This window comes from Mesorhizobium muleiense (genome assembly GCF_900099905.1).
Classification (GTDB): domain Bacteria; phylum Pseudomonadota; class Alphaproteobacteria; order Rhizobiales; family Rhizobiaceae; genus Mesorhizobium; species Mesorhizobium muleiense.
The window spans coordinates 183391-209006 of the sequence record NZ_FNEE01000003.1; the positions used below are offsets into that span (position 1 = coordinate 183391).

General features: G+C 64.1%; 23 protein-coding genes and 1 tRNA gene. 12 read left to right on the forward strand and 12 right to left on the reverse strand.

Annotation, left to right across the window (positions count from 1 at the left end):
- Positions 1–12: 12 nt before the first annotated feature.
- From BLT09_RS08385 to BLT09_RS08400, 4 genes are all read right to left on the reverse strand, one after another.
- Positions 13–1122 (reverse strand): ABC transporter ATP-binding protein, encoded by a 1110-nt coding sequence (locus BLT09_RS08385; protein ID WP_091592100.1) that lies wholly within the window; start codon positions 1120–1122, stop codon positions 13–15.
- Positions 1123–1129: 7 nt separating this feature from the next.
- Positions 1130–1996 carry a carbohydrate ABC transporter permease gene (locus BLT09_RS08390; protein WP_023802708.1) on the reverse strand — a complete coding sequence of 289 codons (867 nt, stop codon included), beginning with the start codon at positions 1994–1996 and terminating at the stop codon, positions 1130–1132.
- A complete protein-coding gene (locus BLT09_RS08395; protein WP_023802709.1) occupies positions 1993–2853 on the reverse strand; it encodes a carbohydrate ABC transporter permease in 861 nt (286 codons plus the stop codon). Before BLT09_RS08395 ends, BLT09_RS08390 begins: the two co-directional genes overlap by 4 nt.
- Before the next feature lie 338 nt (positions 2854–3191).
- Complete coding sequence (locus tag BLT09_RS08400; protein ID WP_091592102.1) at positions 3192–4463, reverse strand: ABC transporter substrate-binding protein; 1272 nt, start codon at positions 4461–4463, stop codon at positions 3192–3194.
- Between the two features lie 106 nt (positions 4464–4569).
- On the opposite strand from BLT09_RS08400, the gene BLT09_RS08405 reads away from it, so the two are divergent.
- Positions 4570–5439, forward strand: a complete 870-nt coding sequence (locus tag BLT09_RS08405) for a helix-turn-helix domain-containing protein (protein ID WP_027153653.1) — start codon at positions 4570–4572, stop codon at positions 5437–5439.
- A 372-nt stretch (positions 5440–5811) separates the two neighbouring features.
- On the opposite strand, the gene BLT09_RS08410 is transcribed toward BLT09_RS08405, so the two are convergent.
- Positions 5812–5886 (reverse strand) — tRNA-Gly (locus tag BLT09_RS08410).
- A gap of 244 nt (positions 5887–6130) precedes the next feature.
- Between BLT09_RS08410 and BLT09_RS08415 the strand changes: the two genes are divergently transcribed.
- The 4 genes from BLT09_RS08415 to BLT09_RS08430 all read left to right on the forward strand — a co-directional run bounded on the left by BLT09_RS08415 (position 6131) and on the right by BLT09_RS08430 (position 9050).
- Positions 6131–6628, forward strand: a complete 498-nt coding sequence (locus tag BLT09_RS08415) for a prolyl-tRNA synthetase associated domain-containing protein (protein ID WP_091592441.1) — start codon at positions 6131–6133, stop codon at positions 6626–6628.
- Positions 6629–6720: 92 nt separating this feature from the next.
- A complete protein-coding gene (gene trxA, locus BLT09_RS08420; protein WP_091592104.1) occupies positions 6721–7716 on the forward strand; it encodes a thioredoxin in 996 nt (331 codons plus the stop codon).
- 184 nt (positions 7717–7900) lie between these two features.
- Positions 7901–8572 carry an LON peptidase substrate-binding domain-containing protein gene (locus BLT09_RS08425; RefSeq protein WP_091592106.1) on the forward strand — a complete coding sequence of 224 codons (672 nt, stop codon included), beginning with the start codon at positions 7901–7903 and terminating at the stop codon, positions 8570–8572.
- A gap of 238 nt (positions 8573–8810) precedes the next feature.
- On the forward strand, positions 8811–9050 hold the full coding sequence (locus BLT09_RS08430) for a Trm112 family protein (protein WP_091592108.1): 240 nt from the start codon (positions 8811–8813) through the stop codon (positions 9048–9050).
- Positions 9051–9087: 37 nt separating this feature from the next.
- On the opposite strand, the gene BLT09_RS08435 is transcribed toward BLT09_RS08430, so the two are convergent.
- Genes BLT09_RS08435 through BLT09_RS34875 form a run of 3 tightly spaced genes read right to left on the reverse strand, consistent with a single transcriptional unit; the run spans position 9088 to position 14832 of the window.
- On the reverse strand, positions 9088–12363 hold the full coding sequence (locus BLT09_RS08435) for an error-prone DNA polymerase (RefSeq protein ID WP_091592110.1): 3276 nt from the start codon (positions 12361–12363) through the stop codon (positions 9088–9090).
- Positions 12360–13832, reverse strand: a complete 1473-nt coding sequence (locus BLT09_RS08440; protein ID WP_091592112.1) for a DUF6504 family protein — start codon at positions 13830–13832, stop codon at positions 12360–12362. The genes BLT09_RS08435 and BLT09_RS08440 overlap by 4 nt, the downstream gene beginning before the upstream one ends.
- On the reverse strand, positions 13774–14832 hold the full coding sequence (locus BLT09_RS34875) for an ImuA family protein (protein ID WP_091592114.1): 1059 nt from the start codon (positions 14830–14832) through the stop codon (positions 13774–13776). Before BLT09_RS34875 ends, BLT09_RS08440 begins: the two co-directional genes overlap by 59 nt.
- A 172-nt stretch (positions 14833–15004) precedes the next feature.
- On the opposite strand from BLT09_RS34875, the gene BLT09_RS08450 reads away from it, so the two are divergent.
- A complete protein-coding gene (locus BLT09_RS08450; RefSeq protein WP_023802719.1) occupies positions 15005–15427 on the forward strand; it encodes a metallopeptidase family protein in 423 nt (140 codons plus the stop codon).
- Positions 15428–15615: 188 nt separating this feature from the next.
- Here the strand turns inward: BLT09_RS08450 and BLT09_RS08455 are convergent, their stop codons facing one another.
- On the reverse strand, positions 15616–15822 hold the full coding sequence (locus tag BLT09_RS08455) for a DUF1737 domain-containing protein (RefSeq protein WP_023804277.1): 207 nt from the start codon (positions 15820–15822) through the stop codon (positions 15616–15618).
- Between the two features lie 26 nt (positions 15823–15848).
- Positions 15849–16733, reverse strand: a complete 885-nt coding sequence (locus tag BLT09_RS08460) for an HpcH/HpaI aldolase/citrate lyase family protein (protein WP_167366375.1) — start codon at positions 16731–16733, stop codon at positions 15849–15851.
- A gap of 563 nt (positions 16734–17296) precedes the next feature.
- On the opposite strand from BLT09_RS08460, the gene BLT09_RS08470 reads away from it, so the two are divergent.
- From BLT09_RS08470 to BLT09_RS08485, 4 genes are all read left to right on the forward strand, one after another.
- A complete protein-coding gene (locus BLT09_RS08470) occupies positions 17297–18853 on the forward strand; it encodes a DUF4153 domain-containing protein (protein WP_091592116.1) in 1557 nt (518 codons plus the stop codon).
- Positions 18854–18856: 3 nt separating this feature from the next.
- On the forward strand, positions 18857–19552 hold the full coding sequence (locus BLT09_RS08475) for a response regulator transcription factor (RefSeq protein ID WP_091592118.1): 696 nt from the start codon (positions 18857–18859) through the stop codon (positions 19550–19552).
- Between the two features lie 59 nt (positions 19553–19611).
- Complete coding sequence (locus tag BLT09_RS08480; RefSeq protein WP_167366386.1) at positions 19612–21108, forward strand: ATP-binding protein; 1497 nt, start codon at positions 19612–19614, stop codon at positions 21106–21108.
- A gap of 67 nt (positions 21109–21175) precedes the next feature.
- The gene (locus BLT09_RS08485; protein WP_091592120.1) at positions 21176–22342 is read left to right on the forward strand and encodes an NAD(P)/FAD-dependent oxidoreductase; all 1167 of its coding nucleotides are present in this window, start codon (positions 21176–21178) and stop codon (positions 22340–22342) included.
- Between the two features lie 66 nt (positions 22343–22408).
- Here the strand turns inward: BLT09_RS08485 and BLT09_RS08490 are convergent, their stop codons facing one another.
- The gene (locus BLT09_RS08490) at positions 22409–22834 is read right to left on the reverse strand and encodes a GNAT family N-acetyltransferase (RefSeq protein ID WP_091592447.1); all 426 of its coding nucleotides are present in this window, start codon (positions 22832–22834) and stop codon (positions 22409–22411) included.
- Positions 22835–22986: 152 nt separating this feature from the next.
- Between BLT09_RS08490 and leuD the strand changes: the two genes are divergently transcribed.
- Both leuD and BLT09_RS08500 read left to right on the forward strand, forming a co-directional pair.
- Entirely contained in the window at positions 22987–23592 is a 606-nt protein-coding gene (gene leuD / locus BLT09_RS08495) for a 3-isopropylmalate dehydratase small subunit (protein ID WP_091592121.1), read from the forward strand.
- 61 nt (positions 23593–23653) lie between these two features.
- On the forward strand, positions 23654–24583 hold the full coding sequence (locus tag BLT09_RS08500; protein ID WP_091592124.1) for a hypothetical protein: 930 nt from the start codon (positions 23654–23656) through the stop codon (positions 24581–24583).
- Between the two features lie 118 nt (positions 24584–24701).
- Here the strand turns inward: BLT09_RS08500 and BLT09_RS08505 are convergent, their stop codons facing one another.
- Complete coding sequence (locus BLT09_RS08505) at positions 24702–25496, reverse strand: lytic murein transglycosylase (protein ID WP_091592126.1); 795 nt, start codon at positions 25494–25496, stop codon at positions 24702–24704.
- Positions 25497–25616 lie beyond the last annotated feature (120 nt).

The following is a 25616-nucleotide window of genomic DNA, read 5'->3' on the forward strand; positions in this document are numbered from 1 at the left end:
ATGCTTTTGGCACTAGCGAATGCGAGCACCTGACTTGTCGAAGAGAAGCGATTGGCCAGCCTTGATCGACACCACCATGTGGTCGCCAGTCGCCCGCTGCCGCGACGCCTCGCGCTCGATGATCAGTTCCTCTGGTCCGGCATTGGCCCCCGGGGCGGCCCCGGCATTGGCATAGACGTAGCTCACCGATCCGAGGTGCTCGGCGACATCGGCCTTGACGGCGATGTCGCAATCGCCTTCGCCGGCCTCGAAGAAATGCTCCGGCCGCACACCGAGCACGACCTCGGCGCCGACCGCAGGCGGGGCGCCCGACAGCGGTTTCTGCAGCCGAGCGCCGCCATGGTTGGCGAGTTCGAGGAGCGTTGCATTGCCGTCGTTGCCGACCACTTGTGCCGCCAGAAAATTCATCTTCGGCGAGCCGACGAAACCGGCGACGAAGCGGTTGGCCGGGTCGTCATAGAGATCGAGCGGCGCGCCGATCTGCTCGATATTGCCGGCGTTGAGCACGACAATCCTGTCGGCCAGCGTCATTGCTTCGGTCTGGTCGTGCGTCACATAGATCATGGTGACGCCGAGCTCCTTGTGCAGGCGCGAGATCTCGACCCGCATCTGCACCCTGAGCTCGGCGTCGAGATTGCTCAGCGGCTCGTCGAACAGGAACACTTGCGGCTCGCGCACGATGGCGCGGCCGATGGCGACGCGCTGGCGCTGGCCGCCCGACAATTGCCGCGGGCGCCGCTTCATCAGCTCGGCGATGCGCAGGATCTCGGAGGCCCGCTTCACCCGCCGCTCGGTGTCGGCTTTCGGGTTGCCGTTCATCCTCAGCCCAAAGCTCAGATTCTGCTCGACGCTCATATGCGGATAGAGCGCGTAGGACTGGAACACCATGGCGATGCCGCGGTCGGCCGGCTCGACATTGTTCACTACCTTGCCGCCGATGGCGATCTCGCCGCCGCTGATGTCCTCGAGCCCGGCGATCATCCTGAGCAGCGTGGACTTGCCGCAGCCGGAGGGGCCGACGAAGACGACGAATTCGCCGTCCTCGACGTCGATGTTAGCGCCGTGAACGATCTCGAAGACGCCGAAGCGCTTGACGACATTTTTGAGTGTGACCGCTGCCATGCTGATCCTATTTGATGGCGCCGGCGGCAATGCCGGCGACGAAATGGCGCTGCAAGAGCACGAACACGACGAGCATCGGCACGGTGAGCATCACGGCGCCCGCCATGATGCCGCCCCACGACACTTTGGTGAGGCCGATCAGCGTGCCGAGCGCCACCGGCGCCGTCATCGCGCCGGGCTTGGAATTGATCAGCAGCGGCCAGAGATAATTGTTCCAGGAGGCAAGGAACAGGATGATGGCGAGCGCCGCCAGCATCGGCCGCGCCAGCGGCAGCGCTACGAACAGGAAGATCCGCCATTCCTTGACCCCCTCGACGCGTGCGGCGTCGAACAGATCGCCCGGCATCATCGAGAAGCTCTGCCGCATGAACAGCACGCCGAGCGAATTGAACAGCGGCGGCACGATCAGCGCCACCCAGGTGTTGGCGAGCTTGAAGTCGCGCGCCACCATGATGAATTGCGGGATCAGCACGACAGCATAGGGCAGCGTGATGGTGCCGAGGATGATGGCGACGACGACGCCCTTGCCGAAGAACTGGTAGCGCGCCAGCGCCCAGCCGGCCATCGAGGTGAGCAGCACCGACAGGAACGTATAGGTCACCGCCACCGAGACCGAGATGCCGATGGCGCCGATGAAATTGGTGTCGCGCTGCAGATTGTTGACATTGTCGAGGAAGCTGCCGTGCGGCAAGAGCTCGATGCTGGGGCTGAAAATGCCCCTGTCGGGCATGGTCGAGAAGATCACCATCATCCACAGCGGAAACAGCCAGATCAGCGCCAGCGGCGTCAGGAAGAGATGCAGCGCGATGCTGCGTCCCAATCTGGAGGAGGAGCGGCTGGAGGAGGAACGGCTCGAAGCGGAACGTGAGCTCATTTCGGCTCCCTCGTCAGCCACAGTTGCACCAGCGAGATGGCGATCGCCAGCCCGGCCATGGTGTAGGCGATGGCCGAGGCGTAGCCGAAATTGAGCGACCTGAAACCCTGGCGGTAAAGCAGCAGCCCGAGCGTTTCGGTGCCGCCGCCTGGCCCGCCGCGCTCGGTGATCAGGAAGGGTTCGGTGAACAGCTGCATGGTGCCGATGATCGACAGCACGGCGCAGAACACGATGATCGGCTTGAGCAGCGGCAGGGTGATGTAGAAGAACTGCTTGAGCTTGCTGACGCGGTCCAGCGTCGCCGCCTCATAGACATCCTGGGGGATGGACTGCAAGCCGGCGAGCAGGATGATGGCGTTGTAGCCGGCCCAGCGCCAGGTCACCGCGATCATGATCACCGCCATCGCCGGGGTGACATTGGAAAACCAGTCGATACGCGGCAGGCCGACGCTGTTCAGCAGCTTGTTGATGATGCCGTAGTCGAGATTGAACATCAGCCGGAACACCGCCGAATAGGCGACTTCGCCGACCACGACAGGGGCGAAAAAGGCGAAGCGGAACAGGCCACGGGCCTTGAGCAGCGGCGAATTGAGCAGCACCGCCATGACGATCGCCAAAGTGATCATCACCGGCACCTGGATGACGAGGATGAGCAGCGTGTTCTTCAAGGCGTTGAAAAAGGCCGGGTCGCCGATCAGCCGGCCCCAGTTGAAGGTCGGCGCGAACCGCCACGGCACGGTGCGCGTCGCCTGGAAGGAGATCAGGAACGAGTTGATGATCGGCCACAGCCAGAAGATCGAGAAGATCAGCAGATAGGGCGCAAGGAAGCGGTACGCCGTGGCGTTCTGATAGCGCATTCCTTCTCCTTCCTGTCTCGCGCTGGAACGCGGGGTTAATGATGCGGCTGCAAACGGCGGTTCATGAACTTCTGGTGAGGACCAATTGTCGAAATCAGCGCTGCCCCTCATCGCCCTGCCGGGCACTTCTCCCCGTATAGTGACGGGGAGAAGGGGCTGGCCGCAATCTGGGCGTGCAATCTGCAACGTTGGTGATTGGCGAAACCGTCGATGACAGCGCCCCTCTCCCCGTCACTATACGGGGAGAGGATGCCGGCAGGCAGGTGAGGGGCAGCGAAACGGTCACAGGAAGGGGCCGAATTCGAACCCGCCCTCGCCCTCTTCGGCCAAACTCCATCTCACTCTTCGACCGGCAGGCCGGTCGCCGAGGCGATCTGGCTTGCGGCATCGTCGAGCGCCGCCTTGGCGTCGGGGTAGCCGCCGCCGAGATATTTGGTCTGCACTGCGCGGACGATGATTTCCGCGTCGCTCTGGAACGGCGTGCCGCGGCTGGGGACGACTTTCGGCAAGGTGCCAAGAATGTCCTTCCACACCGCCTGGCCGCCCCAATAGGGCTGTCCTTCGGAGACATAGGGGTCGTCGAGCGCCGAGATCAGCGACGGCACCAGGCCAAAACCCTTCAGCATCGCTATCTGGCCCTCATTGGTCGCGAGCGCGTATTTCAGGTAGGCGTAGGCGGCTTCCTTGTTGTTCGACACCGAGGTGATGGCGAGCGAGGAACCGCCGAGATTGGCGGCGCGCGGGCCGTCGGCGGTGAGGCTCGGCATCAGGTAGACGCCCCATTTGCCGCTGCCGTCGGGCGACTCGGTGCGTATGGTGCCCTCGTACCAGCCGCCATACATCTGGCTGGCGACCTTGTCGGCGGTGTTGTTGGTGATCTTGGTGCCCCAATCGGCCGAGGTGATGATGCCGGCGTCCTTCATCTCCTTGATCTTGGTCATCGACGCCACGCAGCCCGGCTGGTTAACGGTGATCGACTGCCCGTCGGCGGCGAAATAGGCGCAGCCCTGCTCGTTGGCGATCATGCGGAAGAATTCGGAGTCGCCGTTGAAATCGGCGTTGGTCATCGTCACGCCGGGATTGGCCTCCTGGATCTTCTTGCCGGCGGCAATGAAATCGTCCCAGGTCTTGATCGAGGTCGGGTCGACGCCGGCCTTCTCATAGAGGTCGCGGCGATAGTACATCGCCACCGGGCCGGAATCCCACGGCATCGCATAGGCCTTGTCTTCCACTTCGAGCTCGGTGCGCTTGAAATCGGGGAATTTTGCCTGGTCTTCGGCGGTATAGCCGAGCGTATGGAGGTCGACGAAGCAGTCCGGGAACTGGCTCCAGTAGTTCTCGGCCTCACCGTTCTCGATCGTCACGATGTCCGGCAGCCCCTCTCCGCCGGCGGCGCAGCCGGCGATCGACTTGTCATAGGTCGGCTGGTTGCCGAGATCCTGGACCGTGACCTTGATGTCGGGGAACTGCTTGTTAAAACCTTCTATGGTGGCCTTCAGCGACGAAGCGGCGACGTTCCAGCTCCAGATCGTAATTTCGCCGGATTGCGCAAAGGCCGGGGCTGAGCCCAGGGCAAGCGCGAACGCGGCGCAGGTCAGTGTGATGCGCATTGAAATCCTCCCATTTCATTTGCTCTCTCTTCGCGAGCATGGCTAGACTAGGCGCTGGCGAAGGCTTGTCCGCGACAAAGGGAATAAAGAATGGGCGGAAAGTAAGATGCCGGAAAGGCCGTTTTACCAGCCCGGCGCCAGCAGTGTGGAGGGTCTGCCGCTGCTGCTGCAGATGTTTCACACCCAGCCCCTGGTGATGCTGAAGCCGCATTGGCATGCCCAGGTCGAGGTGAATTTCATCGTCCGCGGCGCCGTGCACTACCGCATGGACGAGCACGAGATCGCGCTTTCGGCCGGCGACATGTGCCTGTTCTGGGGCGGCCTGCCGCACCAGATGGACGATGCGTCGGACGATGCCGTCTATGCCGGCGCGCATCTGCCGCTGGTGCACTTCTTCCGGCTGCACCTGCCCGCCGACGTCCGCAACCGGCTGATGACCGGCGCGACATTGGTGACCAATGCCACCGACCGGTCCGACAGCGACAATTTCGAGCGCTGGAACCGCTACGTCCGCTCGGGCGATGCGGGCAAGGCCGAGCACGCCGTCAACGAACTCTTGCTGCGGCTGGAGCGGGTGCGCTTCGAACCCTACCGGCTGGTACCCGAAACGCCGATTGAGCAGGAAGCAGGCAGCCCCTTCGACCAGCAATCGCTGCGCAATGTCGGACGCATGTGCGACTTCATCGCCGAGAATTTCCTCTACGACATCGACTGCGTCGACATCGCGGCGGCGGCCGACATCCATCCCAAATACGCCATGAGCGTTTTCAAGAAGTCGACCGGCATGACGCTCAACGAATATGTCAATCTGTTGCGGCTCAGCTACGCCCAGGCGCTGCTGATGCACCAGGACGCCAACGTGCTGCGCGTCGCCATGGACTCCGGCTTCGGCTCGCTCAGCGCCTTCAACAAGTCGTTCCGCAAGCTGGCCGGCATGTCGCCGTCGGATTTTCGCAGAGGCGCGGGCGCCCGATAGTCGATGCACAGGACATGGCTGGGACCCGGGCGTCGAACACCAAGGCGGTCACGGTTTGGTTTGGCGCCCGCGCAACAATGCACCACCGGCCCTGAGGCCGGTGGTGCTCTCTGGACCGTCTGTAGGGGCAGGACCGTTCCAGGGGATCCCTTAGGATCGGACTCGAATGTCGGCCTTTTCTTGACCCACAGCATCGGCCGAACAGATGAAGGAGCCCGCCAACTGACCAAGAATCTCGATGCTACGATGCGCCGCCGCGCACACATGATTTGCAATTTTATTCGGCGTCGGCTGGCTGGTGCCGTGCAGCCCAAACGCGAAAAAGCCGCGGCGAACCGCGGCTTTTCGATGCTTGTTTCCCGCTTGGGAAACTGGAGCGGGTGAAGCGATTCGAACGCTCGACCCCAACCTTGGCAAGGTTGTGCTCTACCCCTGAGCTACACCCGCTCGCGCGGCTTTTGGGCCGCAAGCCGAGCCTATATGGCTGAAGGGCGCGGCGATTGCAACAGGGAAATCGCAGGTTTTTTGGGCCGCAGCCGGCGACGCAAACCAGCCTTCCCTGGCGCGGACAGCAACGCAATCGGCAGCCTTGCTGCGCGACGGTCTTGTCTCGGCCGCGTCATTGGCCGTAAACGGCATGATCCGAACCGCGACAACAACCGCGACAACAAGAAAGTCCGACAGAAACGACATGCCGAAAACCGAAGCCGAGCTTTTCGCCTTTCTTGCCGATCTCGGGATCGAGGTCTCGACGCTGCGCCATCCGCCGCTGTTCACGGTCGCCGATTCGCAGGCGCTGCGCGGGGAAATCGCCGGCGGGCACACCAAGAACCTGTTCCTCAAGGACAGGAAGGACAATTTCTTCCTGGTCAGCGTCGATGAGGAGGCGGTGGTCGATCTCAAGCAGATCCACCAAATCATCGGCTCCGCCGGGCGCGTGTCCTTCGGCAAGCCGGAGATGCTGATGGAGCTTCTCGGCGTCGCTCCGGGGGCGGTCACCGTGTTCGGCTTGATCAACGATACGCAGCTGCGGGTCAAGGTCGTTCTCGACCAGGAGTTGATGCGCCATGCCGTCATCAACGCCCATCCGCTGACCAACGAGGCAACGACATCAATCGCCGCCGCCGACCTGGTCAAATTCGTCGAGGCAACCGGGCGTGATGCTGTTATCTTGAAAGTCACGGCATGATCGCCACATGGATGACGATATACCGACTTCTGAGTGAGAATTAAGGATGTTGCGCCGGGCTGGCGGCCGGGCGGCGACCGAAAGGGCACGAGATGAGCGACAACAATCAATTTGGCGGCCCGTTTGGCAGCAATGCCGGACAGTATGCCACCACTGTGCAGTATGGCGGCACTGAGGCGCCTGAGAAAGTCGCGCTTGGCGACCCGCCTGTCGCTGCCGACGTCATCAAGGAGACGACGACGGCAGCATTTGCCGCCGACGTCATCCAGGAATCGCGCCGTCAGCCGGTGCTGGTCGATTTCTGGGCGCCATGGTGCGGGCCCTGCAAGCAACTGACGCCGCTGCTGGAAAAGGCGGTCACCGCCGCCGGCGGCAAGGTCAAGCTGGTCAAGATGAACATCGACGACCATCCTTCGATCGCCGGACAGCTCGGCATCCAGTCGATACCGGCAGTCATCGCATTCAAGGACGGCCAGCCGGTCGACGGTTTTATGGGGGCCATTCCCGAGAGCCAGATCGCCGCCTTCATCCAGAAGGTCGGCGGCAAGGGTAATGGTGCGCCGCAGGTCGCCGAGGCGCTTGCCGCGGCCGCGGAGGCGCGCGCCGCCGGCGATGTGCAGACCGCGGCGGACATTTTCGACGCGATCCTGGAACAGGCGCCGGAGACGATCGAAGCGATTGCCGGGCTGGGCGATCTGCTGTTCGAGGCCGGCGATGCCGAGGGCGCCGAAGCCGTGCTGGCGCGGGCGCCGGAAGCAAAAAAGGATGCGCCGCCGCTCGCCGCCGTGCGCGCCAAGATGGCGCTCGCCGCGCAGGCACAAGCACTTGGCAATCCGGCCGAGCTCGAGCGGCGCCTGGCTGAGAACCCCGGCGATCATCAGGCACGTTTCGAGCTTGCCATGATCCAGAACGCCAACGGCGAGCGCATGGCCGCAGCCGACAATCTGCTGGCGATCGTCAAGGCCGATCGCTCGTGGAACGACGACGGCGCCAAGACGCAGTTGCTGCAGTTCTTCGAGGCCTGGGGCATGACCGACGAGGCAACGCTGGCGGCACGTCGCAAATTGTCGTCGCTGCTGTTTTCCTGAGCGCAGCACCAAGCTGTTTTTGCCTGATGGCCTTGCGGTCGACAACGTCTGCGCCAGATTAGGAGGCCTGACCGATCCGTTCTTTGCCTGTTGACGATTTTGGGCCTGGTGACGATTTTGGGTCAGGTTGCGAAGGGATGGGCGGGCTTGATGCGCTTCTTGAGGGAGCGAGCGGAGGTTTGAAGTGCAGGCGGGAAACGCGCATTACCGGCTCGATACGGATTTGCCACCGACGGTGCCGATCTTCCCGCTTGAAGGCGCCTTGCTGCTGCCGGGCGGCCGCATGCCGCTCAACATTTTCGAGCCGCGCTATCTGGAGATGGTCGATGAGGCGATCGCCGGATCGCGGCTGATCGGCGTCATACAGCCCAGCCTCGACGGCTCGCGGCGTCCCGACGGCGAGCCGGCGCTTTGCAATGTCGGCTGCGCCGGCCGTATCATCGCGCTTTCCGAGAGCGGCGACGGCCGCTACCTGATTTCGCTGCAAGGTGTGTGCCGGTTCCGCATCGTGCAGGAGCTTGTGGTCAAGACGCCCTTCCGCCAGTGCCGGTTTGCCCCCTTTCTCACCGATCTCGACGAAGATCAGGCCGAGGCCGAGATCGACCGGCCGGCGCTGCTCAAGGCATTTCGCGCCTATTTGCAGGCCAACGATCTTGAAGCCGACTGGGAAAGCGTTAGCCGCGCCGAAAACGCCATGCTGGTCAATGCGCTGTCGATGATGGCGCCCTACGGGCCGGCCGAGAAACAGGCGCTGCTCGAAGCGGCCGACCTCAAGACACGCGCCGAAACACTGATCGCCATCACCGAAATGGCGCTGGCACGCGAGAACGAGGATTTCGGCTCGAGCTTGCAGTAGAAGGACGCCTCCTTCTCCCCCTGTGGGAGAAGGTGGATTGGCGCGCAGCGCCAAGACGGTTGAGGGGTGTTGGACGGAGTGCGGTTGGTGCCAAGCTGGAACACCCCTCATCCGGCCGCGGAGCCTGTCCTCGGGCTTGCCGGAGGCAAGACCCGTGGGCGGCAACCTTCTCCCACAAGGGGAGAAGAGAGCCGCGCGAGGCCTAGCGCTGTAGCGATTGTACCAAAGGACTGACAAAATGGTGGATGGGCGTGAGGGAAAGAAGGCCAATGTCGACCCCAAGCTGCTGGAATTGCTGGCCTGCCCGCTGACCAAGGGTCCGCTTAGCTGGGATCCGGAGCGCGGCGAGCTCATCTCGAGGGTCGCACGGCTTGCCTATCCGGTGCGTGACGGCATTCCGATCATGCTGCCTTCGGAGGCACGCTCGCTCCCCTTCGACGACGGATTGCCGCCGCCGCGGTTGAGCGGGCCGTCCTGAAGCGTGGTGATCCTTCGCTGTCCCGCCGACACATCCCCTATTGAAAATTGCGCCCCTTGGGCATGACCCTTTCTGCCTTCCCCGCGATGTCCTGCCGGTCGTCTTGCACGACAGGGACATCGGGCTTCTCCTCAAAAAGCACGGACAGCCAGGGTGTCAGGTCCTCGACCTTGTCGGCGACGATATGGATGACGTCCGATTCCGACTGCAGTTTGCCGGTGACGCGGATCAGCCGCGCGCCCATGACAATGGGCCGGTAGCGGTTGAAGGTCCTTTCCCAAAAAATGACGTTGGCGACCGCCTGCTCGTCTTCCAGCGTCAGGAAAATCGCTTTGGCGTTCCCCGGCCGCTGCCGCACCAGGACAAGGCCGGCTACCGAAACGCGCTTGCCGTCCCGAACCTGGCCGAGGCGCGCATTGGGGGTGACGCCTGAGCGGTCCAGCCGCTGGCGCAGAAAGGCAAGCGGGTGCGCCTTCAGCGACAGGCCGAGCGAACGATAGTCGTGGACGACGTGCTCGCCGAGCGGCATTGTCGGCAGCCTGGTCTCGGGCTCGAGATCGCGCAAGCGGATCGCCGGCCGGTCGAACAGCGGCAGGGTTTCCGTGGCACTCCTGCCGTCGAGCGCGCGGACCGCCCACAGGGCGTTGCGGCGGTCGAGGCCGAGCGAACGGAAAGCGTCGGCTTGCGCCAGCTTCTCGATCTCGTCGACGTAGAGGCCTGAGCGCAGCCAGACATCGCGAACGGATGCGTAGCCGTCGCCGCGTCTGGCGACAAACACCTCCATGCGCTCCTTCGACAGGCCCTTGACCTGGCGAAAGCCCAGCCGGACGGCATGATTGGTCCGGATGACGCCGCGCATCAGGGCATGGCGGTCGAGAATGCGGGTTGGATCGAAAGGCACTTCTTCCAGCGCGCAGTCCCAACCGGAAAAATTGACGTCGACCTCGCGGATTTCAACGCCATGGTCACGCGCGTCGCGGACAAGCTGAGCCGGCTGATAAAATCCCATCGGCTGGGAATTCAGGATCGCGGCGCAGAACACGTCGGGATAGAAGGTCTTGAACCAGCAGGAGGCATAGACCAGCAGGGCGAAGGAGGCGGCATGGCTTTCGGGAAAGCCATATTCGCCAAAACCCTCGATCTGCTTGAAGCAGCGCTCGGCGAAGTCCTTTTCGTAACCCCGCAAAATCATGCCGTCGACCATCCGCTTGCGATAATTGCCGATCGTGCCGGTGCGCTTGAAGGTGGCCATGGCGCGGCGCAGTTCATCGGCCTCGCCTGGCCTGAAGCCGCCGGCGACGATGGCGATCTTCATCGCCTGTTCCTGGAACAGCGGCACGCCCAGCGTCCTGCCGAGTATCTCTTCCAGTTCCGGCTTCGGATATTCGGGCTTTTCCTTGCCTTGCCGGCGGCGCAGATAGGGGTGGACCATGTCGCCCTGGATCGGGCCGGGCCGCACGATCGCCACCTCGATGACGAGGTCATAGAATGTTTTCGGCTTGAGCCGCGGCAGCATCGACATCTGGGCGCGCGATTCGATCTGGAAGACGCCGATCGTGTCGGCGCGGCAGATCATGTCGTAGACATGTTTGTCCTCGGCAGGGAGGGTGGCCAGCACATAGGGCCGGCCAAAATCATCCCGCGCATCGGGATAATGATCCTCAAGCAGCGTGAAGGCGCGCTGCAGGCAGGTCAGCATGCCGAGCGCCAGCACGTCGACTTTTAGGATTTTCACCGCGTCGAGATCGTCCTTGTCCCACTCGACCATCTTGCGCTCGTCCATCGCCGTCTTGATGATGGGCACGATCTCGTCGAGCCGGTCCCTGGTGATGACGAAGCCGCCGACATGCTGCGACAGATGACGGGGAAAGCCCATGATCTCGTTGGCGCATTCGATCACCTGCCTTGTCGATGGATCGGTCTGATCGAGGCCGCCGGCCCTGGTCTCCTTTTCGCCGAGCTCCGAGGTCGACCAGCCCCAGATCGAGCTGGACAGCGCGCTCCTGACATCGTCCGACAGGCCCATCGCCTTGGCCACTTCGCGCATCGCCGAGCGGCCCCGGTAGCTGACGACGGCCGCGGCAAGCGCGGTGCGCTTGGCGCTGTATTTCGAGTAGATATACTGGATGACCTCTTCGCGCTTTTCATGCTCGAAATCGACATCGATGTCGGGCGGCTCGTTTCTTTCCTCGGAAATGAAGCGCTCGAAAAGCGAATCGATCCGCTCAGGCCCCACTTCGGTGATGCCGATGCAATAGCAGACCACCGAGTTGGCCGCGGAGCCACGTCCCTGGCAGAGTATGCCCTGACTGCGGGCGAATTTGACGATGTCGTAGACAGTCAGGAAATAGCGCGCGTAATTCAGGCGCTCGATCAAAGCGAGCTCCTCGCGGATGCGCCTGGTCACATCGGCGGGAACGCCCGAGGGGTAGCGTATCGCGGCTCCCTCCAGAGCCAGCCTTTCCAGTTCGGCCTGGGGCCCGAGCCCTGATTCCGTCGGTTCGTCGGGATAGTTGTATTGGAGGTCACTGAGAGAGAAGCTCAATTCGCCGGCAAAGTGCTGCGTTTGCGCCAGTGCCTGCGGATGCCGCCGGAACAGCCGCGCCATCTCCATTGGCGGCTTCAAATGGCGCTCGGCATTGGCCGCCAGTTCCAGCCCGGCTTCGGCAACAGGCACGTTGAGGCGGATCGCCGTCAGCACGTCCTGCAACCGGCGCCGTTCGGACGTATGGTAAAGAACGTCGTTGGTCGCCATCAGCGGAATGCCTGATGCCTCGGCCATGGCAGCCGCCTGCTCGACACGGTAGCGGTCGTTGCCGTGATAATCCGGCGAAACGGCAAGCCGCAGGGTCTTGCCGAAGCGATCTTTCAGGCGGCTGATCAGCCTGAGATCCTGCGCCGGCGTCGACAGATCCGGCAGGATCGCCAGCGACATGCGATCGCCCCATTCGAAAAGGTCGTCGCGATAGAGCAGCGGTGCGCCCTTTTCGCTGTCGTCGCGCATATTGGCCTGCGTCAGCATGCGGCACAGATGGCCCCAGCCCTTGCGGTCCTGCGGATAGGCGAGAACGTCGGGCGTGCCATCGCAAAAAACCAGGCGGCAGCCGGGATGACAGGAAAGACCTTCCACCTTGGCCTGCTGCCAGGCGCGCACGACGCCAGCCACCGTGTTGCGGTCGGCAAGCCCGATCGACGAAAAGCCCAAAAACTTTGCCGCGACCACCAGCTCCTCCGGTTTCGAGGCGCCGCGCAGGAACGAGAAATTCGACTGGATGCCGAATTCGGCATAGGGGACGACCGCCAGCGCGTTCATGCGAAGACCCCGTGCATGAACCAGCGCGGCGCCGCCTGCGAGGCGCCGTAGAGACCCTGGCGATAAAGCCAGTAACGGCGGCCGTCGCTATCCTCGATGCGGAAATAATCCCGGGTCGCTTCCTGCCCCGCTGCCTCCCGCCACCATTCCGGGGCGATGCGTTCCGGCCCTTCGGCGCGCGCCACCCGGTAGAGCGCGCGCCGCCAGCGGAAGTTCAGCGGCGGTCCTTCAGGCATTTCGGTGGCCGGCACCTCGATCGGCTCGGGCGAGCGGAACAGCCGGATCGGCCGTTCCGGCCGCAAGACAGGCCTGGAAGTGTCTTGTATCTTGTCCGGCTGCTTCGGCGCAGAGACCCTTTGCGGCGCCTCCGCATAGGGAAGCATGGCGACGGCGCGCTCGGGCAGATGACTCTCGACGGCGACCGGTTTCAAAACCGCGCTGTCGCCGAGCCGGGCGCGGATGCGGTCGGCGAAAAGCGCGATGTCGGCGCTGTCGTCGCGCGTCTCGCCGGTCAGATCCGCCTGCTGCATGTCGAAGGCCGCGGCCGACAGCACCGAGAGGCGCACGAGATCGAAGCCATAGCCGGCATCGATGTCCTGTTCGAGCGCGGCAAGCCTCTCGTGGAACAATTTCTGGATCAGCAACGGCTCGCGCAACGGCCGCGAGGTGCCGACGGCGATGCGGCTGACGGCGCCGTCGACGCGGAAAAGCAGCAGCGCCAGCCTTCTTGCGCCCTCGCCGCGGCGCTCGAGGTCCGCCTTCAATGTCGTCGCCAGCATTTTCACCAGCCGCTCTATTTCGTCGGTCAGCATGATCGGTTCGGCGAGATGGCGTTCGACCGAAAGCGGCGCCACCGGCAGGCGCGGCGACACCGCCTCGTCGAGGCGGCCGAGCGCCTGGTCGAGACGCAAAAGCAGCGATCTGCCGAAGCGGCGGGCGAGCGGCGCGCGCGGTGCTGCCATGACGGCGCCCGCCGTGCGCAGGCCGACGCTTTCCAGGCTGGCGCGGATGTCAGGCTCGATGCGCAGCGCCGCCAGCGGCAAGGGCGCGAGAAGCGCTTCCTCCTCGCCACCGGGGACGATGCGATCACCAGAAAACCGCGCTGCCGCCCAGGCTGCACCTGGTGTGGCGGCAAGGCCGGCGCGGACATCGAAACCCTGATGGAAAAAGCGCGACAGGATGTCATCCAGCATCGCCCGTTCGCCGCCGAAAAGATGGGTGCAGCCGGTGACGTCGAGGTACAGGCCATCGGCTGCGTCGATCGCCACCAGCGGGGTGTAGCGGTCGCACCAGTCGGCGAGGCTTTCGAGCAGGCGGCGGTCGGTCTCGGGATCGGCTTCCACGACGTCGATCGACGGATGCATGGCGCGCGCGTCGGCTATGCCCATGCCGCGCTTCAGATGAAGCGCCTCAGCCCGCTCGTCGAGGGCGGCGATGCGCTGCGCGTTCGCCTGGCGATGGCTGATCACCAGCGGCAGGTGATCCGACGGCCGCGAACGCCAGGACCGCCCCAGACGCTGGCGCAGGATCCTTTCCGCGGCGAGATGCGGAAACCACAGGGACAGGATTCGCTGCCCGTTCTTGCCGTCTTTCCCCGGCCCTTCTTTCCTCGAAACTGCGTTCATCGGGGTTCCACTCCAGTGTGAATTGTCCTGGCAAGGCGGTGCGGCTCTTGCCGATGCTGACGGTGAAGGCGGGACGGCCGATCGAGCCGGCGAGCGGCCCGGCGATCGTCTGGCGTGGTGCCGACGGCGCCGCCGACAGGACGAGACGGACGGGTGCCGCCGTCGGCTCGGGTTCGCCGGCCTGGCGCAGCAAAAACACCGGCCGGCCAGCGCTCTGTGCCCGGGCGTGCAGCCGCCGCGTCGCGGTGAGGTCCAGCCGCTGCGGACTGCCGCGGATTTCGAGGATGACGGCGGCGAGCGCCGTCATCCGGGCGGCCTCCTCGGCGGTCCACAGCGCGTCGAGGAGCCTTGGCGCCTCGGAAAACAGCAATTGCTCCGGCTCGATGCCGAAAAGGCGATGAAGCCCTGTGGCATAGGGGAAGCCGGCCTCGCGGAAGATTTCCGCGGTGCCGATCCACAGGACCGGCAGTCGCGGTCCCTGTTTGAGGATCAGGCTGACGAGCGACAGGGCGAAGCCGGCGACGGCTCCGGCATCGCGGGTCGCGGCGCCATGGATCTCGCTCAGCGCCGCCTTCGGCAGGCCGCCGCCGAGCGCAGTATCGAGACCTTCGGCGCCGGTGCGCACAAACGCATCGGGCGGCGCCACGGCGAGGCCGCGGCGGACGATTGTCAGATTTTTGGGCGGGATATTTTTGGGCGTGACATCAGCTGTTGGATCCTGGGGCGCATCAACGGGGGCTGCGCCGGCCGGCGCCTGCAGGCGCTCGGGCAGCGTTCCCTCAATCTTCGCGATCTGGCGGCGCAGGGCAAAAACAGTCTCCCGCGCCACGGCGCTTGTCGCCATGACGGTCAGCTTCCACTCACAATTGTTCCTGTTATGTTCTAATAGATTCCAGAGGGCGGCCGAAGAGTCAAGCGGAGTCATGGGGAATTTATTCCTGTCAGCGAAAGCGGCAACCCGGCCAATTGCCGAGTCCGGCGCGAAAGCCTATATGCCGGGATCAGAAGGACAAAGCATGGCCCGCATCTACAAAACCCGTACCTGGCACGACGAGCTTTCGCCGTCGATGGAGGAAATGGAGTTCCTGGCGCTAGAAGCTTACGCCCATCTGCCGGAGGAGTTTCGCAAGCTGACCGGCGAGATCGTCATCCAGATCGCCGAATTCCCGACCGACGAGATCATGGACGATTTGTCGCTGGAAACGCCTTTCGACCTGCTCGGCCTGTTCGAGGGGCGCGGCATCGCCGAGCGCTGGAATCCGCAGACCGGCGAGGGGCCGAACCGCGTCACGCTCTACCGCCGCGCCATCCTCGATTACTGGGCCGAGAACGAGGAGACGCTGGGCGATATCGTCACCCATGTGTTGATCCACGAAATCGGCCACCATTTCGGCCTGTCGGATGACGATATGGAGCGGATCGAAGAGGCAGCCGAATAGGCTGTGCTGATATTCAGGTGATGCCGGCCTGCGAATGGCAGTTCCCTGCGCTTCCTGTGCTCACGTACCCAAAAGTACGCTCCGCTCCGGTTCTCGGAAACTACCCAGTCTGGTCGCTTCGCGCCCGTCTTCGACTCCGGCGCGGCCTGACCTGAATCTCAACGCACCCTGCGTCGAGCTGTGCAAATCTACCAATCGCTGAGCTTGGTGCCAGGGCCGTATTCCTGGCCCTCGACATCCTTCACCACGGCCTGGCCGCAGCGCATGACCTTGGTCTGCTTGTCGTAGGAATAGGTTGGCGAGCCGAACAGGTGCCAGCCCTTGTTTAGCGCCGCCGTCACCTTGTGGCAGAAGCTGGAATCGTCCGGGCCGGACAGAAAGCGGTAGAGTTTCATTTTTCATTCCTGTGATAAGTTGCCAATCATGCCCCGCTGGTGCTGGCGGCCGCCTTCGCCAGCAGTTTCTCGGCCTGCGCCAGATGCAGCCGTTCGAGCATCTTTCCATTCAGCGCAATGACTTGCCTGCCGGCATTTTCGGCAAGCTCGAAGGCCTCCTTGACCGCACGCGCCTCGGCCACGGCTTCGGCAGATGGTGCAAAGGCGCGGTTTGCGGCATCGATCTGGGCCGGGTGGATCAGCGACTTGCCGTCGAACCCCATGGCGGCTGCTTCCGCGCATTCGCGCGCAAAAGCGTCCAGATCGCGAAAATCGTTGAAGACACCGTCGAGCAGGTCGAGGCCGCCGGCGCGCGCGGCGAGCACCATCTGCATCAGCCATGGTGTGAGATAACGCCGGTCAGGCGTGGCGAGAATGCCGGTGTCCTTGACCAGGTCGTTCGTTCCGGCAACGAAACAGACCAGCCGCGAGGCCGGATCGCGGCCAAGCTCGGCAATCGGGCCGATGTTGAGCAGCGCCTTGGGCGTCTCGATCATCGCCCACAGCTTCACCGCGTCGGGTGAAAAATTGTCGTCCAGCACGTCGCCGGCTTCCAGGACGTCGCGCGGCGTGTCGACCTTGGGCAGCAGGATGGCGTCGGGCTCGCAGCGTGCCGCCGCCAGCAAGTCCCTGGCGCCCCATTCGCTGGAGAGCGGGTTGATACGCACGACCATTTCGCAGCGCAGGTTTGCGCGGTGAGCGAAAATGTCAGCCAGTTTTTCGCGCGCAAAAACCTTGTCGGCCGGGGCGACAGCATCTTCGAGATCGATGATGACGGCATCGCAGGCCAGCGACGAGATCTTGGCCAGCGCCTTGTCGTTCGAGGCCGGGACGTAAAGCACCGAGCGGCGCGGGCGGCAGGTTTCAGTCATGCCTGATCTATGCCGCCTGGAGGCGATCGAAGCAAGCACACAGGGCAATCGCTTCGGGCAGTCATAGCTTGCATTGGATGCAAGCCAATCATGGAAGTTGGCGCCGCCCCTCATCGCCCTGCCGGGCACTTCTCCCCGTATAGGGACGGGGAGAAGGGGCTGGCGCAGCCTCGACGCCATTCTTGCAACGCTGGTGATTGGCGAAACCGGCGATGAGAGCACCCCTCTCCCCGTCACTATGCGGGGAGAGGATGCCGGCAGGCAGGTGAGGGGCAGCGCAAGCGCCCGGAAAGGGGTGACGGGGCGGATTCAAAGCTGAAGTGATTCCTGACCCTGCACAAAAACTGCACAAGATTGCGGAAAATCTCCTCGGACCCGCCTCGCTGCCTGCATTTCGGCCGGCGAAAAGGGCGCATGCAAGAGCGCGAAAAGCCCCGTTGGTCCCTGCCCCTCCGCAATGACGGTTGCTGGCTCATCGATCCGCCGGGTTCGGCGACCCTCCTCCCCTTCATCCGCAAATCTCCGCCCCCCGGCCGGATCAAAGCCGTAGAGAAAGCCCGATCATGACATCGTTGCTTGCCGCCGCGCCGGGCACTTGTGCGCGCTTCGGCGTTGCCGTCCTGCTTGCCGCGCTGGCCGATTTCTTCTTCTATGGGCAGCCGGTCGGCATCACGCTCTTCCTGTTCGGCATGACGCTGGCCGCCGCGGCCGCGGCGCTCCAGCCGTCGGCGCTCGGCGCCGGCCGGGCCTGGTTCAAACCCGTTGCCCTGCTTGTCGGGCTACTGCCGTTCCTTGAAAATGTCAGCGCGCTGTCCGTCGCGATCGGGCTTGCGGCGCTGGCCGTCTTTGCGCTTTCGCTGGTCGGGCGGCTGCGGCGCGGATTTGCCCGCATTGCCGGCCAGGTCGCGCTGTTCCTGCTCGCAGCGCCGTTTCGGTTCGTCCACGATTTCGTCCGCTGGCGCAAGGCGGCGCGGCGGCTTGGCCGGCGGCGCATCGGCTTCGCGGCGATCGCCGTCTGGATCATGCCGCTGACCCTGGGCGCAGTGTTTCTGGCGCTGTTCGGCGCCGCCAATCCGGTTATCGAATACTGGCTGTCGCTGATCGATCTCCACGCACTGCTCGACCTCATCCAGCTGCCGCGGCTGGCCTTCTGGCTGGTCGTGCTTGCCGGCGTCTGGGCTTTTTTGCGCCCGCGCCTGCCACGCTTCTTGCGCCGCATTGCGCGTCGGGTGACACCTGTCCCTGTCAGCGCGGTGACGACGACGACAAAACCCGCCAGGGCGATCGAGGACATCATCTTCGGCAAGGCCGCCATCCTTCGCGCGCTGGTCATCTTCAACATCCTGTTCGCGATGCAGACCGCGCTCGACGCCACCTATCTGTGGGGCGGCATCGCCCTGCCCGACGGGCTGACCTACGCCGCCTATGCGCATCGCGGCGCCTATCCGCTGATCGTCACGGCGCTGCTCGCCGCCGGTTTCGTGCTGGCGGCGCTCAGGCCGGGAAGTGCCACTTCCAGCGATCCGTTCATCCGCCGGCTGGTCTATGTCTGGGTGGCGCAGAACATCGTGCTGGTCATCTCGTCGATCCTGCGGCTTGAACTCTATGTCGGCATCTATGCGCTGACCTACTGGCGCGTCGCCGCCTTCGTCTGGATGGGGCTGGTGGCGGCGGGCCTCGCCCTGATCATCGCCCGCATCGCGCTCGGAAAATCCAATGAATGGCTGCTTTCCGCCAATCTTCTGACGCTATCGGCGACGCTTTATGCCTGCTCGTTCATCAATTTTGCCGCCCTGATCGCCAACTACAATGTCGAGCACTCATTCGAAATGACCGGCCACGGAACCGAGCTCGATTTCTGGTACCTGCGTTCGCTCGGTCCCAGCGCCCGGCCGGCACTCGATCGCTTCCTCGAGCAGCAGGCCAGGACCAATGCGGCCAGCTTTTCCCCCTACCGCGAACTCGCCCGTTTGCTGGGACAGGACGAGGCCGGCTACCGCGCGGCCCAGGAAAACTGGCGCGCCTGGAGCTTTCGCGACTGGCGGCTCCTTCGCACTCTCGACACGTCCATCCCGTTCGTGGTTCCTCAGGGCTCCGAACCCTTCGTGCCGGGCCGCTGATCGATGCCGCATCACATCCTGATCGCCGACGATGATCCGCACATCCGCGAGATCATCTGCTTCGCGCTCGAAATGGCCGGCATGAAAACGGTCGCGGTAGCCGACGGCGCCGCCGCCTTGCAGGCGATCGAGCGCCGCGCGCCCGACCTTGTCGTGCTCGACATCGGCATGCCGGAGATGGACGGGCTGGAGGTCTGCCGGCGGCTGCGGCACATATCCGATGTGCCGGTTCTGTTCCTGTCGGCGCGTGATGAAGAAATCGACCGCATCCTCGGGCTCGAAATGGGTGGCGACGACTATGTCACCAAGCCGTTCAGCCCGCGCGAGCTGGTCGCCCGCGTCAACGTCATCCTGCGGCGCGCCCGCCCGGCAAAGGCGGAACCGGCCGACGACAGGCAATTCTTGCACGGCCGTCTGGCTTTGCTGCCGGCCAGCCACGCCGCCAGCTTCGACGGCAGGCCGCTGGTGCTGACCTCGATCGAATTCGCCATCCTGAAAGGGTTTCTGGCGCGCCCGGCGCATGTGCTTGGGCGCGACATGGTGATGACCAATGCCTATGCCGGCAACATCCATGTCGCCGACCGCACCGTCGACAGCCATATCCGCAACATCCGCGCCAAGCTGGCGACTGCCGGCTGCACGGATGCGATCGAGACCGTGCATGGCGTCGGCTTCCGGCTCGGCCGGTGCGGCGCGTGACCGCGCATAAATGGCGGCCGCGCCTCGCCACCATCGTTGTCGCCATCCTGATCATGGTGATGGCGCTGCCGCTGGTCGGCCTGTTCTTCTTCAGGCTCTACGAGAACCAGCTGATCCGCCAGACCGAGGCCGAGCTGATTGCGCAAGGTGCCGCCCTTGCCGCCATCCATGCGCAAGAGGTCCGCGACGCCGGCATCGCGGCTGAAAAGCTCGGCGCGGCCGTGCCTGCCGACAGCGACAATCCGGACTCTCCCTACCGGCCGATCGAGCCAAGCCTCGATCTTGCGTCCGACAGGGTTCTGGCGACACGGCCCGCGGCGACGGCCGCCACCGTCGATCCCGCCTTCACGACGATCGGCGCGCGGCTGTCGGGCATTCTTGCCGAGACGCAGAAGACCACGCTTGCCGGCTTCCGGCTGCTCGATCCCAAAGGCGTCGTCATCGCCGGACGCGAGGAGATCGGCCTGTCGCTCGGCGCCGTCGGCGAGGTTCGCGCAGCACTTGCCGGCCGCTATGCCAGCGCGCTCAGGCAGAGGCTATCAGACGAGCCGCCACCTTCGCTCTATTCGGTCAGCCGCGGCACGAGAGTCCGCGTCTTCGTCGCCATGCCGGTCGCCGTCGACGGCAAGGTCGCCGGCGTCGTCTATCTGTCGCGGACGCCGAACAACGTCGTCAAGCATCTTTATGGCGAGCGCGGCAAGGTGGTGCTGGCGGCGATCGCCATCCTCGGCGGCACGCTGCTCATCGGCCTGATCTTCCTTCGCACCGTCAGCCGGCCGATCTACGCGCTGATGGAGCGGACAAAGCGCATCGCCGCCGGTGATCGAGCAGCGATCAGGCCCCTCGACCATCACGGCACGCGCGAGATGGCAGCGCTGTCCGACGCTTTCCTCGAGATGGCCGAAAAGCTGCATGCGCGCTCCGACAGCATCCAGACCTTCGCCACCCATGTCTCGCACGAGCTCAAATCGCCGCTGACGGCGATCCAGGGGGCGGCCGAACTGCTGCGCGATTCAGGTAGCGCAATGGACGAGGCCGAGCGGCGGCGGTTTTCAGACAATATCGTCACCGACGCCGGGCGGCTCAATCTGCTGGTGCGCCGTCTGCTCCACCTGGCGCGCGCCGAAAATCTTGCGCCCAGCGGCGAAAGCACGTCGCTCAGTGCGGCCCTGGCGCTGTTGCCGACCGGGGACAGGCTGGCGCTTCGGGTCGAGGCGGGCGGCGAGACTGGCCTGCGCATCTCGGCCGAGAACGCAGCGATCGTGCTGGCCAATCTCATCGACAATTCGGCGCGGCATGGCGCGACGCTGGTTTCGATCACGGCGGCGAGCGCAGGCGGCAAGGCGACGATCCAGGTGAGCGACGACGGCGCCGGCATTTCGCCGAGCAACCGGGCGCGTATTTTCGAGCCATTCTTCACCACACGCCGCGATTGCGGCGGCACCGGCATGGGCCTCGGCATCGTTCTGGCCCTGCTGAAAGCGCATGATGGCACGATCCGCCTGGTTGACTCCGAGCGCGGCACGCGCTTCGAGATCATCCTGCCGGCTGCATGAATTGCAGCATGATCGTTTCAGAAGAACCGGCTTCGGGATCATGCTTTAGAACTGGAGAAGCGAAAAAGTGCGCTATGACGTCGTCATCATCGGCGGAGCCATCGTCGGCTCCTCGATCGCCTATTATCTGCGCGAGGAAGGCTTTTCGGGCTCGATCGCGCTGGTCGAGCGCGACCCGCAGTTCGCCCATGCGGCGACGACACTGTCCTGCGCTTCGATCCGCCAGCAGTTTTCGATTCCGCAAAACATCCGGCTGTCGCAGTTCACGCTGAAACTGTTCCGGCGGCTGACGGAAGAGTTCGGGGCCGACGCCGATATCGGTTTTCGAGAAGGCGGCTACCTCATCCTTGCCGGCGAGAACGGGTTGCCGATCCTCAAGGCCAATCACCAGACGCAGTTGGCCGAGGGCGCCGACATCGTGCTTGAGGATGCGGAGGCGCTCGTCCGCCGGTTCGCATGGCTGTCGGCCGAGGGCATCACCGCCGGCGCCTATGGCCGCAGCGGCGAAGGCTGGTTCGACGCGCATGCCATGCTGATGCTGTTCCGCAAGGCGCTGCGCGACAAAAAGATCGATTTCATCACCGCCGACGTGACCGGCATCGAACGGCAGGGCGACCGTGTCACCGGCGTCAGCCTCGACAATGGCGAAAGGCTCGACGCCGGTATCGTCGTCAACGCCGCCGGGCCGAATGCCGGAAAAGTCTCGGCAATGGCCGGACTGGTGCTGCCGGTGGAACCGCGCAAGCGCAATGTCTTCATCTTCGAGGCGCGCGAGAAATATGACGACATGCCGCTGCTGGTCGATCCCTCAGGCATCTATGTCAGACCGGAAGGCTCGGTCTACATCACCGGCGGGGCCGAACCGGAAGAGGGCGACGGCCCCGCCGATCCCAACGATTTCGAACCCGACTGGCCGCTGTTCGAAGAGGTGATCTGGCCGGTGCTGGCGACCCGCATCCCCGCCTTCGAGGCGATCAAGCCGACGCGCGCCTGGGCCGGTCATTACGACTACAACACGCTCGACCAGAACGCGGTGATCGGCCCGCATCCGCAGGTCGGGAATTTCCTGTTCGCCAACGGTTTTTCCGGCCACGGCCTGCAGCAGGCGCCGGCGGTCGGCAAGGCGCTGGCCGAGCTGATCGTGCATGGCGGTTTTCGCACGGTGGACTGCTCGGCGTTTGGGTATAAGCGCGTTGCCGAGGGGCGGGCTTTCAGGGAGTTGAATGTGATCTGAGGCTGGCGGACAGAGGGGGGGTGCTGTCCCTCGGCACCAAAAGGTTCCGCACCGCAAGGCCAGCCGTCAGCGCTCGCGGCCAAACCAGAACGCGTCCGCCATCCGCGTCATGCCGATCCGTTCGTAGAAGCCGACGGCGTCGGGCACGGAGATCAGTGACATGGCGACGGATGGCCCGAGCTGCCGCCGCGCTTCGTCGAGCAGGCCCTTGCCGATGCCGAGCCCTTGCGCCGATTTGCAGACGGCGAGCTCGGAAATATAGCACACCCACGAGAAGTCGGTGACGCCTCGGGCGAGGCCGATCAGCGGCTTGCCAGGCGCATCGAGACGCGCCGTCAACACCAGATCTGCATTGGCAAGCATCGCCTTCAGACGGACGTCGTCATCGATGGGCCGAGTGACACCGAGGCCGGATTCCACCAGCACGCGGCGGAACTCGGCTGCGTCGAGGTTCGGTTCGCTGGCGTAGAGTACTTTGGGACGTGTTATCATGCCGGCCAAGGTGCACCATAGGGCGGCAACTTTGAAGCGGTCCGTGCTCTAGGACCAAAGCTTGCGAAAACAGCCGCCTTTTATTTGCCTGCAGCTTTGTGTAAACCGGGCGCCAATACATCCCCGCAGCGAAAAGAAGACGGGCAAGACCTATGGAAAAATTCACCAAGCTCACCGGCGTTGCCGCGCCGATGCCGATCGTCAATGTCGACACCGACATGATCATTCCCAAGGATTATCTCAAGACGATCAAGCGCACCGGGCTCGGCAGCGGACTGTTTGCCGAAATGCGCTACATGGACGACGGCTCGGAAAACCCCGACTTCGTGCTCAACAAGCCGGCCTACCGCAAGGCGCAGATCTTGGTCGCCGGCGACAATTTCGGCTGCGGCTCGTCGCGCGAGCATGCGCCGTGGGCGCTGCTCGACTTCGGCATACGCTGCGTCATCTCGACCTCGTTCGCCGACATTTTCTACAACAACTGCTTCAAGAACGGCATCCTGCCGATCACCGTCAGCCCGGAGGATCTGGACAAGCTGATGGACGACGCCTCGCGCGGCTCCAACGCAACCCTGTCGATCGACCTCGAAGCCAAGGAAATCCGCGGTCCGGACGGCGGCGTGGTCAAGTTCGACCTCGACGACTTCAAGCGGCACTGCCTCTTGAACGGGCTCGACGATATCGGCCTGACCATGGAGAAGGCCGACGCCATCGCCTCGTTCGAGAAGAAGAACGCCGAGCTGCGGCCCTGGGCCTGAACGGTAGGATGACCCCGGCCGCGACAGGCCGGGTTCGTGGCGGCTGCACGGAGGGACAGGCATGACACGTTCGCTGCTTGCCGGCGCCTGGGCGCTGGCGTGGATTCTGATGCCGGTGGCTGGCGCGCATGCACAGACCGACACGGTGCTCGTGCCGGCTGACGATGCGTCCGGCGGGGCCGCCGACCTGGGCGCGTCGAGCAATGCGGCCCTGGCCGAGGATGACGGCCAAGCACCGGTCCCGTTCGAGAATGGGCAGCTGACCATCACCCAGCAGGAAGACTATGGCGAGAAGGTGCTGGCCTATGACGGCAAGCAGCTGGCGCGCAATTACGATGTCTTCTTCGACAGGATTGTCGAGGTCGGCGGCGTCACGGTGGCGCTGGTCGATGTCGGCGACGGCGGCAATCAATGCGGTCCGGCCAAGGTGATCGTGTGGAAGCCGGAAGGCGGCACGATCCAGACGACCACCGTCGAGCAGGATGAATGCGGCGCACCGCCGGCCGCGCTATCCGACGGCGCCATCTATTTCGTGCCTAATCTCTTGCCGGGCGAATCGAAGCCGGCGCTGCAATGGTCGCCGACCGGCGGGTTGTCGACCTTGGGCAACCTCGCCTACATGCCGGAGCCGGGTACCGGCTGGAAAGATGTCGACCCGGCGAAATACGACAGCATCGTCGATGCCTTCCATAACGAGGCCGTCTACAGGCAAGCCGCGTCGCTGCTCGGCAAGCAGATGCCCGACATGGCGACCAGCCTGCTGGTCGGCGGCGGCACCGAGAAAACCACCTCGGGCGTCTTCCACGCCAGCGGCTGCATGCCGCATGATTGCGGCGGCGACGACGGCTTCATGGCGATCGATCCGGCCAACCACAAGCTCTATTTCGCCCGCCGCGGCGACAAGCCCGAGCCGGATGCGTGGCCGGCGGTGAACACGTGGCCGGCCGAGGTCAGGGAAGCGATGGACAAGGCGCTCGGTTCGCCGAATTAGCTTCTCTGCTTCATGCCTTCGTTCCCGAGGCGGGGCCGAGCGGCGGCAGTCGTAACCTCAGACCATCGACAAAAAAGCCCGGCGCATGGCCGGGCTTTCCGTCGAATAGAGACTTGTATCACTCGCCGTCGATCGCCGTGGCGATGCGGGCGATGGCCTGTTGATAGTTGCTCGCGTCATTCCAGCCGGCAATTGCACCGAGATTCGCCTGCGCGCTGGCACCCGCCTGCCAACCATGAGCCTTGAGGAAGTTGGCGGTGGAAGCCAACGCAGTGGCCTTGTCGCGCAGATTTCCGCTGCCGACCCCGTATTTCAAGACATTTCCGGGCAGGAACTGCGTATGGCCAATCTCGCCATGCATGGCGCCGACCGACGAGGCGCTCAACGCGCCGCGATCAACCAGTTTCAGGGCTGCAACAGCATGCGGGTAGAAGAACTCCGGGCGGCGGCAATCATAGGCGAGCGTTACAATGGCAGAGACCGTATTCTGCTTGCCCAAGAAGGAACCGAAGCCGGTCTCCATCCCCCAGATGGCGAGCAACACACCCGGCGTCACGCCGTAGGTCCGTTCGATCTTGTCGAACAGCGCCGCGTTCGACTTCTTCAGTGAACGGCCCTTGGAAATGATCGTGGACGCGCCACGGCGCTTCATGAAAGCATCCACCGAGCCACCGAAAGCCTTGTGGATAGCGCGGTCGGCGGCGATCGTCCTTTTTGCGTAGGTCGCACTAGCCAGAGCGGCCAGACCCTTCGAGCCTACACCGCTGGCCCTTGCTTCCTGCGCGAACTCCGCCTTCCACGCTTCGAAGCCCGCGCCCGTTTTGCCGCATTGGGCGGCCTGTGCCGCTGTTGCCGCCGCAAGCATCATCGATGCCGCCGCTGCGAAAATCTTTGCCTTGGCAAAAAATGCCATGTTGCTCTCCTGGTTGCCTGAATCTTGTCCCGAATACGAATTTGCCAGCGAAACGCCCGCTTGTCACCGTTGGAGCGACGTGCGTCCGCTTGGACGCAGTACGCTCCAGCACTTTACAAT